The sequence below is a fragment of the Mycobacterium genavense ATCC 51234 genome (genome assembly GCF_000526915.1).
Classification (GTDB): Bacteria; Actinomycetota; Actinomycetes; order Mycobacteriales; family Mycobacteriaceae; genus Mycobacterium; species Mycobacterium genavense.
Window position 1 is genome coordinate 67,799 of the sequence record NZ_JAGZ01000009.1, and the last position, 14,151, is coordinate 81,949.

General features: G+C 67.1%; 6 protein-coding genes and 4 pseudogenes. 5 read left to right on the plus strand and 5 right to left on the minus strand.

All coding sequences use genetic code 11. From position 1 onward, the window contains the following. The first annotated feature begins 8 nt into the window (after positions 1-8). The 3 genes and pseudogenes from glgX (at position 9) to treZ (ending at position 6,161) form a co-directional block, all read left to right on the plus strand. Complete coding sequence (gene glgX, locus T428_RS0118580) at positions 9-2,147, plus strand: glycogen debranching protein GlgX (protein WP_025737657.1); 2,139 nt, start codon at positions 9-11, stop codon at positions 2,145-2,147. A 3-nt stretch (positions 2,148-2,150) separates the two neighbouring features. Then, a pseudogene (gene treY, locus T428_RS29370) lies at positions 2,151-4,447 on the plus strand (malto-oligosyltrehalose synthase). Beyond that, a pseudogene (treZ, locus tag T428_RS32215) lies at positions 4,440-6,161 on the plus strand (malto-oligosyltrehalose trehalohydrolase). Before treY ends, treZ begins: the two co-directional pseudogenes overlap by 8 nt. Before the next feature lie 14 nt (positions 6,162-6,175). Here the strand turns inward: treZ and T428_RS0118595 are convergent. Beyond that, entirely contained in the window at positions 6,176-7,498 is a 1,323-nt protein-coding gene (locus T428_RS0118595) for an aminotransferase class I/II-fold pyridoxal phosphate-dependent enzyme (protein WP_025737659.1), read from the minus strand. Positions 7,499-7,538: 40 nt separating this feature from the next. Between T428_RS0118595 and T428_RS29385 the strand changes: the two are divergent. Continuing rightward, positions 7,539-8,185 (plus strand): annotated as a pseudogene (locus T428_RS29385) (pyridoxamine 5'-phosphate oxidase family protein). Positions 8,186-8,259: 74 nt separating this feature from the next. Here the strand turns inward: T428_RS29385 and ilvA are convergent. Next, positions 8,260-9,555, minus strand: a complete 1,296-nt coding sequence (gene ilvA / locus T428_RS0118605; protein ID WP_025737660.1) for a threonine ammonia-lyase — start codon at positions 9,553-9,555, stop codon at positions 8,260-8,262. 43 nt (positions 9,556-9,598) lie between these two features. After that, positions 9,599-10,036 (minus strand): nitroreductase family deazaflavin-dependent oxidoreductase, encoded by a 438-nt coding sequence (locus T428_RS0118610; RefSeq protein ID WP_025737661.1) that lies wholly within the window; start codon positions 10,034-10,036, stop codon positions 9,599-9,601. Positions 10,037-10,245: 209 nt separating this feature from the next. Here T428_RS0118610 and T428_RS0118615 point away from each other — a divergent pair, with 209 nt between their 5' ends. Then, on the plus strand, positions 10,246-11,079 hold the full coding sequence (locus tag T428_RS0118615) for a mycofactocin-coupled SDR family oxidoreductase (protein WP_025737662.1): 834 nt from the start codon (positions 10,246-10,248) through the stop codon (positions 11,077-11,079). Between the two features lie 2 nt (positions 11,080-11,081). On the opposite strand, the gene T428_RS32220 is transcribed toward T428_RS0118615, so the two are convergent. Further along, positions 11,082-11,870, minus strand: a complete 789-nt coding sequence (locus T428_RS32220; RefSeq protein ID WP_084298795.1) for an AraC-like ligand-binding domain-containing protein — start codon at positions 11,868-11,870, stop codon at positions 11,082-11,084. A gap of 349 nt (positions 11,871-12,219) precedes the next feature. Further along, a pseudogene (locus tag T428_RS32225) lies at positions 12,220-14,111 on the minus strand (lysophospholipid acyltransferase). Positions 14,112-14,151: the final 40 nt, after the last annotated feature.

Sequence of the window (14,151 nt, forward strand, 5' to 3'; positions counted from 1 at the left end):
CGCCCACGCTGCCCACCGTTTGGCCCGGGGACGCCTATCCCCTCGGGGCCACCTATGACGGGGCGGGCACTAACTTTTCGCTGTTCTCCGAGATCGCCGAACGGGTCGACTTGTGCCTGATCGACGAGCGGGGCGACGAATCGCGGATCCCGCTCGACGAGGTCGACGGCTATGTGTGGCACGCCTATCTGCCGAACATCACTCCCGGTCAGCGGTACGGATTCCGGGTGCACGGGCCGTTCGATCCGGCCGCCGGCCACCGGTGCGACCCGAGCAAGTTGCTGCTCGACCCGTACGGCAAGTCGTTCGACGGCGATTTCACCTGGGGACAGGCGCTGTTCTCCTACGACCTGAAGGCCATCGACCCGAACGGAGACACCGCGATCACCGGGACTCCCCCGATGATCGATTCCCTGGGCCACACGATGACCAGTGTAGTGGTCAACCCGTTTTTCGACTGGGCATTCGATCGCGCGCCGATGATCCCCTACCACGAGACCGTGATCTACGAGGCCCACGTCAAGGGCCTGACCCAAACCCATCCCGGCATCCCCGCGGGACTGCGCGGCACGTACGCCGCGCTGGCCCATCCCGTGATCATCGAGCACCTCAAGTCGCTCAACGTCACCGCACTGGAACTGATGCCGGTACACCAGTTCATGCACGACGAACGCCTGCTCGACCTCGGGTTGCGAAACTACTGGGGCTACAACACATTCGGATTCTTCGCCCCGCACTACCAGTACGCGTCGAATCGACAGGCCGGCGGGGCGGTCGCCGAATTCAAGATGATGGTGCGCAGCCTGCACGAGGCCGGCATCGAGGTCATCCTCGACGTCGTCTACAACCACACCGCCGAGGGCAACCACCTGGGCCCGACCTTCAACTTCCGCGGCATCGACAACCGCGCCTACTACCGGCTGCTCGACGAGGACCCGCGGTTGTACAAGGACTACACCGGCACCGGCAACAGCCTCAACGCCCGCCACCCGCACGTCCTGCAGCTGATCATGGACTCGCTGCGCTACTGGGTGACCGAGATGCACGTCGACGGGTTCCGCTTCGACCTGGCCGCCACCCTGGCCCGGGAGCTGCACGACGTCGACCGGCTGAGCGCGTTCTTCGATCTGGTGCAACAGGATCCGATCGTCAGCCAGGTCAAATTGATCGCCGAGCCATGGGATGTCGGCGAGGGCGGCTACCAGGTCGGCAATTTCCCGGGTTTGTGGACCGAGTGGAACGGGAAGTATCGCGATACTGTGCGTGACTACTGGCGGGGTGAGCCCGCAACCCTGGGCGAGTTCGCTTCCCGGCTGACCGGGTCGTCGGACCTGTACGAGGCGACCAGCCGCCGGCCCAGTGCGAGCATCAACTTCGTCACCGCGCACGACGGGTTCACCCTCAACGACTTGGTCTCCTACAACGAGAAGCACAACGAGGCCAACGGCGAGGACAACCGCGACGGGGAAAGCCATAACCGGTCCTGGAACTGTGGTGTCGAGGGGCCCACCGACAACCCCGAGATCGTCGAGCTGCGCAGCCGGCAGATGCGCAACTTCTGGGCCACCCTGATGGTCAGCCAGGGCACCCCGATGATCGCGCACGGCGACGAGCTGGGCCGCACCCAGCTGGGCAACAACAACGCCTACTGCCAGGACTCCGAATTAGCATGGATGGATTGGTCTTTGGTGGACAAGAACGCCGATCTGCTGGCCTTCGCCCGCAAGGTGACCACGCTGCGCAAGCGGCACCCGGTGTTTCGGCGGCGCCGGTTCTTCGACGGCGAGCCGATCCGCAGCGGCGACGAAGTCCGCGACATCGCGTGGCTGACGCCGAGCGGCCGGGAGATGACGCACGACGACTGGAACCAGGCCTTCGACAAGTGTGTCGGTGTGTTCCTCAACGGCGAGGCCATCACCGCCCCCAATGCCCGCGGCGAGCGGGTGGTCGACGACTCATTTCTGTTGTACTTCAACGCCCATAAGCGGGACGTGGAATTCGTGATGCCGCATGACGACTACGCGCGGGAATGGACCATGGAGCTGGACACCAATCATCCCGCGGGCGACGCGGACCTGACCGTTGCGGCCGAAGGAAAGATCACCGTCCCGGGCAATTCGGTATTGATCCTGCGAAAGACAGCCTGACACATGGCCTTTCCCGTGCGGTCCACCTACCGGTTGCAGTTGCGCGGATCCGCCAGTGGCAGCGCCTTCACCTTCGCCGACGCCGAAAACCTGCTGGACTATCTCGACGAGCTCGGGGTGTCGCATCTGTACCTGTCCCCGATCCTGAGCGCGGTCACCGGGTCCAGTCACGGATACGACGTCACCGACCCGACCACGGTGTCGCCGGAGCTGGGTGGCGCCGAGGGTCTGGCGCGGCTGTCGGCGGCCGCCCGCGCCCGCGGCATGGGGCTGACCGTCGACATCGTGCCAAACCACGTCGGGGTCGACCAGCCCCAGCAGAACCCGTGGTGGTGGGACGTGCTGCAGCACGGCCGCTCATCGGACTACGCAACGTATTTCGACATCGACTGGGACCTCGACCAGCAGGGCCGCATCGTACTGCCGGTGCTGGGCTCCGACGACGACGTCGCCGATCTGACGGTGGACGGCGACCTGGTGCGGTTGGGCGACCTGGCGCTGCCCATCACGCCCGGCACCGGCGACGGCAGCGGCCCCGAAGTACACGACCGCCAGCACTACCGGCTGGTGGGCTGGCGCAGCGGCGTCGTCGGCTATCGGCGTTTCTTCTCGATCACCTCGCTGGCCGGGCTGCGTCAGGAGGACCGTGCGGTGTTCGACGCCAATCACGCGGAGATCGCACGCTGGTTCCGCGAGGGCCTCGTCGACGGGATATGCATCGACCACCCCGACGGATTGACCGACCCCAGTGGGGATTTGGCGTGGCTGCGCGAACTGGTCGGCCCGGACGCGTGGATCGTCATCGAAAGATCCTGACCGTCGACGAGGCGCTGGAGCCGACGCTGCCGATCGGGGCACCACCGGTTATGACGTATTGCGGGAAGTGGGCGGGGTGTTCATCGACGCGGCCGGAGCTCCCGCGCTGACCGAACTGGTCGAGTCCGCCGGGGTGGACTACCACGACACCCACCGGTTGCTGGCCGACCTCAAGGTGCAAGTCGCCACCGAGACGCTCGGCAGCGAGTTGGGCAGGTTGCGGCGGGCCGTCGCCGCGGCCGCCGGCACCGACCACCCGCAGCTACCCGAAGCGGTGGCCGCACTGCTCAGCCACGTCGACGTCTACCGCAGCGACTACCTCGGGTTGTCCGCCGTCCTGCCCAGCGCGTTCGCCGAAACCCAAGCCGCACAACCGGAACTGGGACCGGCGCTGCAGGTGCTCGCCGCGACACTGGCACGCGGCGGCGAAACGGCGGTGCGGCTGCAGCAATTGTGCGGCGCGGTGACCGCCAAGGCCGTGGAGGACTGCTTGTTCTACCGTGATGCCCGGCTGGTCTCGCTCAACGAGGTGGGCGGTGAGCCAGGCCGGTTCGGCGTCGGCGCCGCGGAGTTTCACCACCGCACCGCCACTCGCGCCCGACTGTGGCCGCAGGCGATGACACGTTGTCCACCCACGACACCAAACGCGGCGAAGACGTGCGCGCCCGCATCGGCGTGCTGTCCCAGGTGCCGTCGCTGTGGGCGGAGTTCGTGGCCCGCTGGGAAACCGAGGCGCCGTCCCCCGATGCCGCTACCGGACAATTCTTGTGGCAGAACATCTTCGGCGTGTGGCCGCTGAACGGCGAAGTCACCGAACAACTGCGCGACCGGCTGCACGCCTACGCCGACAAGGCAGCGCGGGAGGCGGCGCTGCACACCTCATGGAACGACCCGAACACCGAGTTCGAAAACGCGATCCATCGCTGGCTGGATGCGGTACTGGACGGCCCGGTGGCCGGCCAGCTGACCGAGCTTGTCGCCCAACTCAATCCGCACGGCGCCAGTGATGCGCTGGGCCAGAAACTGCTCGCGCTGACCGTGCCCGGCATTCCCGACGTCTACCAGGGCACCGAGCTCTGGGACGACAGCCTGGTCGACCCGGACAACCGCCGCGCAATCGACTATGCCGCCCGCCGAGCCGCTCTGGCCGAACTGCAGCACCCGAAGCTACGCGTGGTCACCACGGCGCTGCGGCTGCGGCGCACCCGCCCGGACGGCTTCCTGCACGGCGACTATGTCCCGCTGCTCGCCGATGGCGACGCCAGCGACCACATACTGGCCTTCGGCCGCGGCGCGGACGTCGTGGTCACGGTGACCCGCTGGACGGTCCACCTCGCCGAAACCGGTTGGGGCAACACCGTTCTGCCGCTTCCCGAGGGAATCTGGAAGACACGCTCAGCGGGGCCATCGCGGACGGACCGACGTCGGCGGCCCAGTTGTTCGCCGACCTGCCCGTCGCACTATTGGAGCGCCATCATGGCTGAATTCCGGGTCTGGGCCCCCAAACCCGCCCTCGTCCGCCTCGACGTCGACGGCGCGGTGCACGCGATGACGCCCACGCAAGACGGCTGGTGGCACGCGAGCGTCGACGCACCGGCGGACGCCCGCTACGGATTCCTGCTCGACGACGACCCTACGGTGCTGCCCGACCCGCGGTCGCCGCGCCAGCCCGACGGGGTGCACAAGCGCTCCCAGCTGTGGGATCCCACCGAAGCCACCTGGACCGACGACGGGTGGTCGGGCCGGGGCGTCGAAGGCGCGGTGATCTACGAACTGCACATCGGCACGTTCACCGAGGCCGGTACCTTCGATGCGCCATCGAAAAGGTGGACTACCTGGTCGATCTCGGCATCGACTTCGTCGAGCTGATGCCGGTCAACTCCTTCGCCGGAACCCACGGCTGGGGATACGACGGCGTGCTGTGGTACAGCGTGCACGAGCCCTACGGCGGGCCCGACGGCTTGGTCCGGTTCGTCGACGCCTGCCATGCCAGGGGTTTGGGCGTGTTGATCGACGCGGTGTTCAACCACTTGGGCCCGTCGGGAAACTACCTGCCCCGGTTCGGCCCGTACCTGTCGTCCGGGAGCAACCCGTGGGGCGAGGGCGTCAACATCGCCGACGCCGACTCCGACGAGGTGCGTCGCTACATCATCGGCTGCGCGCTGCGCTGGATGCGCGACTTTCACGCCGACGGGCTGCGGCTGGATGCCGTGTACGCGCTGGTGGACACCACGGCCGTGCACATTCTCGAGGAGATGGCGACCGAAACCGATTGGCTGTCACAACAAGTGGGCCGTCCACTGTCGCTGGTCGCCGAGAGCGACCGCAACGACCCGCGGCTGATCACCCCGCGCGATCACTACGGCTACGGGATCACCGCGCAGTGGGACGACGATATCCACCACGCCATCCACACCGCGGTATCCGGTGAACGCCAGGGCTATTACGCCGACTTCGGTTCACTGGCTACGCTGGCGGACACCCTGCCACGGCTTCTTTCACGCCGGCACCTACTCGTCGTTTCGCCGGCGCCGGCACGGCCGGCCGCTAGACACCAAAGCCATCCCGGCCAGTCGGTTGCTCGCCTATACCTGCACACACGACCAGGTCGGCAACCGCGCGCTCGGGGACCGGCCCTCGCAGCACCTGACCGGCGGCCAGCTGGCGATCAAGGCCGCCCTGGTGCTCGGATCACCGTACACTGCAATGCTTTTCATGGGCGAGGAATGGGGCGCGTCGACGCCGTTCCAGTTCTTCAGCTCGCATCCCGAACCGGAGCTGGCCCGGGCCACCGCCGAGGGGCACAAGGCCGAGTTCGCCGAACACGGCTGGGATGCCGATGACATCCCCGACTCGCAGGATCCGCAGACATTCCAGCGCTCCAAGCTGAATTGGGGCGAGGTCGACACCGCCGAGCATGCGCGCCTGCTGGGCTTCTATCGAGACCTGATCGCTTTGCGGCGCAACGAGCCCGACTTGACCGACCCCTGGCTGGAGCGTCTCGTCGTCGACTACGACGAGGAACTGCGCTGGATCACGTTGTCGCGCGGGCAGTTACGCATCGCGTGCAACCTCGGTAGCGAGCCGGTAACGGTGCCGGTCGCCGGCGAGGTCGTGCTGGCGTGGCGTGAGCCGACCGCCGACGGTGGCGGCACGGCGCTGCAAGGGTATTCGATCGCGATCCTGCGCCACGGTTAGCCGTAAACCCGAACTCACACGCTGACACGACCGGCGGTGCGCGTCGCGTCGGCGATCGCGTCGGCCAGCGGCCCGATCTCGCCTTCGGCCAGATCGGCGATGGTGACCCGGATTCCGGCCGGCGTGCCGATCCGGAACCGGGACCCCGGCGCGGCGGCCCACCCCGCGTTGATCAACCGCGTGATCGCGACCGTTTCGTCGGGCACCGGGATCCACACGTTGAGCCCGGAGCGGCCGTGCGCGGTGATCCCACGGTCGGTCAGCGCGGCGCGCAGCCGGGTGCGGTTGTCGGTGTAGCGCTGCGAGGCTTGGCGAATCAGACGCTCGGCGGCCGCGTCGGACCACAACCGCACCGCGACATCCTGCAGCAGATGGCTCACCCACCCCGGCCCCAGCCGCAGCCGTCCGTGCACCCGCTCGACGGTGCGCTGATCGCCGGCGAGGACGGCCACCCGCAGGTCGGGACCGTAGGCCTTCGACGCCGACCGCACAAACGCCCAGCGGCCGCTCGACCCGGCCAGTGAATGCAGCAGCGCACCGGAAATGCCGGCGCAATGGTCGTCCTCGACGAGCAACACGTCGTCGCGCGCGGCCAACACGTCACGCAGCTCACCGGCGCGTCGCGCGGACAGCGCCGCCCCGGTCGGGTTCTGCGCGCGGGTGGTCACCACCAGCGCCCGCGCCCCGCGGCCCAACGCCCTGGCGACGTCGGCAACCAGCGGCCCGTCATCGTCGATACGCACGGAATCGACCGAAAGCCCAAGCGCCGCAATCAAATCCAGTAGGTTCGCCCAGCCCGGATCCTCGACGGCCACCCGGTCGCCGGGGCGCAGGTGCGCGGCCAGCACCCGCTCGATGCCGTCGAGCGCACCGCTGGTGAGCGCGAGATGATCGGCCGGAACACCGTCGGCGCCCAGTGTCGTGCGGGCCAAGTCGACCAGTACCGGCGACATGGCCGGCTCCCCGTAGAGCACCGTTCGCTCGGACGAAACATGTTGCGGGACAGCCGTAATGGGTAGCAGCGCCGGATCCGGGTTGCCGGTGGACAGGTCGCGCACGCCGGCGGGGACGTCCAGGCCCAGTAGCGAGCGCGGCGTGATGGCCGGGCGGTGGCGCACCCGGGTGCCGCGCCGGCCCGAGGTTTCGACGGCCCCGCGATCGCGCAATAGGCGGTAGGCCGCGGCGGCGGTGTTGGCGTTCACGCCGAGTCGCGCGGCCAGCTCCCGCACCGGCGGCAATACGTCACCGGGCGCCAGCGCGCCGCTCGAGATGCCGTCCTCGATGCTGGCGGCTATGGACTCCGCACCGGTCCCCGCTATGCTGTATTGCACTGGCACAGTAATCAGTATGTACTAATTCAATATCATCGGCAATCCGATGCACTACCGTCTCACGTCTCGCACGACGCCCACCGCTACCGGGAGCGCGCTCGCTACGACCGCGACACCGTCCATCGGATCCTGGACGAGGCCCTGATCTGTCACCTCGGGTACCTGAACGCCGGTCGGCCGGTGGTGTTGCCGACGACGCACGCCCGGCTCGGGGAAACTCTCTACCTGCACGGATCCACCGGCAGCCGGCCGATGCGGGGCGCCGGCGCAGGCCTGCCGGTGTGCGTCACCGCCACCCTGGTCGACGGGCTGGTGCTGGCCCGCTCGGCGCTGCACCATTCGCTGGTCTATCGCTCGGTGGTGGTGATCGGCGACGCCCGCCTGGTGGACGACACGGCGGAGAAGTCGCGGGCGCTTGCCGGGCTGCTCGATCACATCGCGCCCGGACGTGCCGCCGACTGCCGAGCCCCGAACGCGAAGGAGCTCGCCGCGACCGCGGTGCTCGCCGTCGACATGCTCGAGGTGTCGGCCAAGGTACGCGATGGTGGGCCCGCCGACGAGCCGGAGGATCACGCGCTACCGCACTGGGCCGGGATGGCTCCGCTGCGCCTGACCGCCGGTGTGCCGATACCGGCCGACGACCTCGACCCCGCCATCCTGGCCCCGGCTTATCTGGCGCAGTACTCGCGGTGATGCTCGGCGAACGTCGACTTGGTGGGGTGTTTTCGCGTTTTCATGCCCGACAACTCGACGTTCGGCGCGCAAAGTCAGAGCAACAAGTAGCGGTAGGCCGGCGAGCCCGGTTGCAACGTCTCGAAGTGAATCTCGGTCTCGCGCATCCGCTCCAGCAGATCGTCGAGGTCGGCCGACGAGCCCAGCTGGATGCCGACCAGCGCCTCGCCCGTCTCGCGGTTGTTGCGCTTGACGTACTCGAACAGCGTGATGTCGTCGTTGGGCCCGAGCACGTCGTCCAGGAATCGGCGCAGCGCGCCGGGCTCCTGTGGGAAGTCCACCAGGAAGTAGTGCTTGAGCCCGAGGTGGACCAGCGAGCGTTCGAGCACCTCGCCGTAGCGCGACACGTCGTTGTTGCCGCCCGAGATCAGGCACACCACGGTGGATCCGGGCTCGACGTCGGCTTCCAGCAGGCCGGCGACGGACAGCGCGCCCGCCGGCTCGGCGATGATGCCCTCGTTCTGGTAGAGATCCAGCATCGCGGTGCACACCGCGCCCTCGTCGACCGTCGTGATCGACACCATGTCGCCCGCGGCGGCCAGCGCGGCATGCGTCAGCGTCCCGGCTCGCTTCACCGCGGCGCCGTCGACAAACTGGTCGACGTGGTCCAACGTCACCGGCTCGCCGGCGGCCAGCGCGGCCATCATCGCCGCGGCGCCCGCCGGTTCGACCCCGAGTACCGCGGTGCTCGGCGTGCGCTCGGACAGATAGGTCGTGATGCCCGCGATGCAGCCGCCGCCGCCCACCGGAACCACCACCAGGTCGGGCTCCCCGATGCCAAGCTGGCCCAGTTGGTCCAGCAGCTCGACGGCGATAGTGCCCTGCCCGGCCATCGTGCGCAGGTCGTCGTACGGCGGAACCAGCGTCGCGCCGGTGCGTTTCACGTCCTCGAGGGCCGCCTCGGCGGCCAGGTCGTAGGTGGATCCGCCCACGATCAGCTCGATGAAGCTCTCCCCGTGGTAGCGGATCCGGTCGCGCTTCTGCTTGGGCGTCTTGGCCGGCACGTAGACGCGGCCATGCACACCCAGCGCCCGGCAGGCGTAGGCGAACCCTTGCGCGTGGTTGCCCGCCGAGGAGCACACCACGCCGGCGCCGATCTCCTCGTCGGAGAGCTGCACCAGCAGGTTGTAGGCCCCGCGCAGCTTGTAGGAGCGCACGACCTGCAGGTCTTCACGCTTGAGGTAGACCTGCGCACCGGTGATCGCCGACAGCCGGTCGCTGTACTGCAGCGGGGTCGGGGTGACGACCGGTGCAATCCGCTGAGCAGCGCCGTCAATGTCGGCCGCGGTCAGCGGCGACGTGCTGGGGCTCTGGCTCGGTTCGGCGGACACCGATTAATGGTGCCATGCACCCCCCGCCACCGGCCTAATCGGCTCAGCTCACCGGGGTGAGCACAAACACCGGAATCTGGCGGTCGGTCTTCGTCTGGTACTCGGCGTGGTCCGGCCACGCCGCCACCGCCCGTTCCCACCACATGGCCTTCTCGTCGCCGAACACCTCGTGGGCGTCGTAGTCGCGGGTGACGGCGCCGTCCTGCAGCTCGACGCGCGGGTTCTTGACGATGTTGTAGTACCAGACCGGGTTCTTCGGGGCGCCGCCCAGCGAGGCGACGACCGCGTACTGGCCGTCGTGCTCGACCCGCATCAGCGGGGTCTTGCGCAGCTTGCCGGTCTTGGCGCCCACCGTGGTCAGCAGGATGATGGGCTTGCCCTTCATATCCGCTGCCTCGGTACCACCGGATGCGGCGTACTTGTCGGCTTGTTCGCGGGACCAATCCCAGGGGCTGGGGGCGTATTCACCTTCTAGCGGCATGGCCACCACTGTAAGGCCCCGTTTCGGTCCCGGGGGGCGGGCGCGGTTCGCGCACGACCTCCCGGCGACGCTCAGCGAGTTGCGCGGAGGCCGGACCGTCGAAGGCGGCGCGCGGACGCAAATCCGGTGCGCGCACACCCAAGGGCTCGTACCGGGCGCGCACCATAGTGGAGCTGACGGCGCGCGATAACTCGATCAGCGGGGGCACCATGACAGGCCAGTTCGCCGGCAAAGTTGCGTTCATCACCGCCGCGGCACGAGGCCAGGGCCGGTCGCACGCAGTGCGCTTCGCCGAGGAAGGCGCCGACATCATCGCCGTCGACATCTACGACCAGATCGGCTCGGTCGCACACAAACTGGCCAGCGCGGAAGACCTAGACGAAACGGTCAATCTGGTAGAGAAGACCGGTCGTCGCATCGTGGCCGAACGTGCCGACGTTCGGGACTTCAACCGGCTCCAATCCGTCTTGGATGATGCCGTCGCCGAACTCGGCCGCCTCGACTTTGTGCTGGCCAACGCCGGCATGGCACTCGGCGCCGGTCTGCCTGAGCCATCCATATCGGCTTACCTTGATGCGGTCGACGTGATGTTGAACGGTGTCTACTTCACCATCGAAGCCGCGCTACCTGCCTTGCTCGAGCACGGTGAGGGCGGCGCGATAGTGATCACCAGTTCGGCGGCCGGGCTCAAATCGATCGGTCGAAGTTTCGACACCCGCGAACATGGATTAGCGGGCTATACCGCAGCCAAGCATGGCGTCGGCGGATTAATGCGCTACTTCGCAACCATCCTCGCCGAGAAGAACATTCGGGTGAATTCGGTGCACCCGACAGGCGTCGCGACGCCGATGATCCAGAACGACGCCGTGGAGAGCTACGCACGGGAACATCCGGCCTTCGCTGAGGCTTTCGTGAATTTACTCCCGGTGCCGGCGATCGATACCGCCGACGTCACCGACGCGATGGTCTACTTGTGCGGCGAGTCTGGGCGCTACATCACCGGTGTGACGTTGCCGTTGGATGGCGGGCTTCTGCTCAAATGAGCTTATGCCGGAGCGGATCTGACGACACTGGCAGCCGATTTCCCGCCACAATAGTCCCGCGGGCAGACGCCGTAGGTCGAGCTGAACATCCGCGAGAAGTGCGACGGGTCGATCAGGCCCCAGTTGGCAGCGATCGACGCTATTGAGCGTTCGGCAAGGTCGGGATTTGAGAGATCTTTACGGCAATGCTCGAGACGACGAATCCTGATCCACCCCGTGACGGTCTGTCCGGCGCCCTCGAATAGTTTCTGCAACGTACGAACCGATATGTAGTGAGCCGCAGCAATGCTCGGCACATCGAGATATGGATCGGAAAGCTGATTCTCGATGTATGCCTGGACCCGCAGGAGCAGGCCCGCGTTGCTGCTACCGCCCGGCTCGACGGCCAATTGCTCGGCGAACAATGCCGCAAGGAGATCCAGGGTCGCATCGGCGAGGCGCGACGACGCCAAAGGCACTCCGCCGTCGAGCTGTCGACGAAGACCGACAAGGTATTGTGCGACAAGCAAACCCAGCCCTTGCTCACCACTTATCGGTCGCAACCGTAAGTGCTCCAAGTGCCCTGGAGACAGTCGCAGCGCGGGGCGGGGAAACATCACCGTCTGCATCCGGAATGATGCACCGGTGCTGATTTCGTACGGGCGGGTGGTGTCATACAGGATGATGTCACCCGGGCCCAGACAAACCTGTCGATCTTCTTGCGATACCGCAGAAACACCGGACAGCTGAATGCCGACCTTGAGATATTCGGGACTGCTTGCCGAGGTCAGCTTTCGGGTGCGACGAGCCACAAACGGACAGCTGGATGTGCCCCAGCCTCGCCGACCGCGCTTTGGCTTGGAAATTGCCGACGTCGTCGGCAGACAATCGCATCGGGATCAATTCGTTGGAGATGAATTGGCCAAACGCTCGAATTGTCCGGGGCCGAGCCAGTGCCACTCCGCCGAGGCGTCGCTGGCAATGCCTTCCACCGTTCGGCTTTGCTCCGCGTGGTTGTCGTCGCACATCCAACGTCCCCCAGTCTCCGGCTTGCGTCTCCGGGCCGCCGACGTGACCACGCGCAGCCCTCACCCGCTATGAGAGCGAGCGTCAATTAGCTGGACACGAGATGTGGGCCGAATTAGTTCGCCCGGCCGGAGATCAGTGCGCCCGGGCGATTTCGGCGATGGCGTTGACGCGTCGCGTCGCCGTCGCGACCTCGTCCGCGAACTCCTGGTGACGCTTGGCCAGTTGCTCGGAGTCCAAACCGTCGACCAGCTCGCGATGGCGCGCCAGCCGCAGCGCGGTCTTGAAGAGCTCCATCGACCCCGACTCGGCGCTGGCGATCCGGCGCTGCAACTCCCACTGCTTGCCCAGTTCCAGACATTCGTTGAGGAAGGCGTTTTCGTCGAGGGACTCGTCCTCGAGGGCGGCCAGCCGGTCGGCGACGATGTGGTAGGCGTCCAAAAACGGACGCAACACCAGGTGTGCCAGCAACAGGTCGGCGGACTCCAAAAGCCCGCGCACGTCGGCAGCGGCCGCGGCCTTGCTGGTGTCCTCCACCGGGCCGATCAGGCGTACCTCGTCGGCGAGCTCCTTCTCGAACTGGGCACGGCCGGAGAACAGGAACTCGAACTTCAGCAACTCCCGCAAGCTCAGCGCCTCGTCGCGCACGGTCACCGGCGACACCATGCCGTCCGCGGAATTCTCGGCATTTTCCACCGCGGCCAGCAGCGCGGTTTCGGCGATCGCGCGATCGACCAGAATGTGGATCGCGGTGTTGCGGTAGAACGCCGCGACCAGGTGCTGGTCCTCGCCGATCCCCCACACCGCTTCGGTGCCGGCCTCGTACACGCTGACCACGCCGGAGGCGACCAGTTGGTGCAACGTCCAGCGGATCGTGGAGCGGTTCGTCAGGTCGGCGGCACCGGCAACCTACCAGTTGCGTGCCGTGATGTAGCTGGCCAGTGGTCGCACGGTGGCCAGCACCTCGCTGATCGACAACGACCGGTCCGCGCCCAGCAACGCCAGGCTCACCACCGCGGTCGGCGTGACCGCCGTCGCGCGGTTGATCCGGTGCTCGACGTCCAGCGCGATGCGTTCGATCTCGGTTCCGGTGCCCGCTTCCTCACCCCGCAATTCCTCGAGGCGTTTGCGCAGCGGCAACGGCTCGCCGAAGTCCAGGTAGGCCCGGCCGAGCCGCTTGCCCTGCTGGCGAGCCAGCCCGACCAGGAAACGCAGATCTTCGGGCCGTTTGACCGCGCCGTAGGCTTCGGTGGTCATCGCCTCGACCTCATGCAGCTGGTCGTACACGATCGACGTGGGCACCAAATACACTTCGGGACCGTCGATTTCGTCGACGGCGTCGGTGATGTAGCGCAGGATCCCGAACACCGGGGGACGCAGTTTGCCGGTCCTGGTTCTGCCTCCCTCGATCGACCAGGACAGGTTCGCGTGGTTTTGCACCAGTTGCGCGGAATAGGCGCGTAAGGCGAAGCAGTAGACGGGAATGTCCTTGGTCTGACGCCGGATTAAGATGGTGCCGGTGCGCTTGGCCCAGCCGCCCACGGGGAAGAAGTTCAGGTTCGATCCGCCGAAGGTTAGCGCCGGCGAGAGCCGGTTGGCCAGGATCATTTCCGGCAACACCATGCCGTCCAGGTAGGAGCGGTGCGAAAGGCAAAGGCCAGCGTCGCTTTGCGATCGAGTTTGCGCAGCTGCTCGATCTGATCCTCGTCGACCAGCACGTCGTAGGCCCGCATCAGCCAGCGGCTGAATCCGCGCCAGCCCTGCACCGCCCGCTCGTCGAGTGAGGCCGCCATCTCGCGCAGGTAGCCCGCCGCTTCGGCGCCCACGTCGCCGGGGTCGCGGCCGAGCTCGTCGGCCAACTTGGCCAGCTTCTCGTCGTACCACGGCGCACCTAGCAACTGGGCCACGGCGGCGGGATCGGTCGACAGCGGTGTCACCGATTCCTTGACAATTCCGGTGCGCTGCAATATCTTTCGTGCCCAAGCACGTCCGAGTTCACGTGCCGTCGCGAGCCGCCCGCCGGTCATGCCGCTCGCACCGTTCTGGTCATTGCCGTTTCTCCTTCAG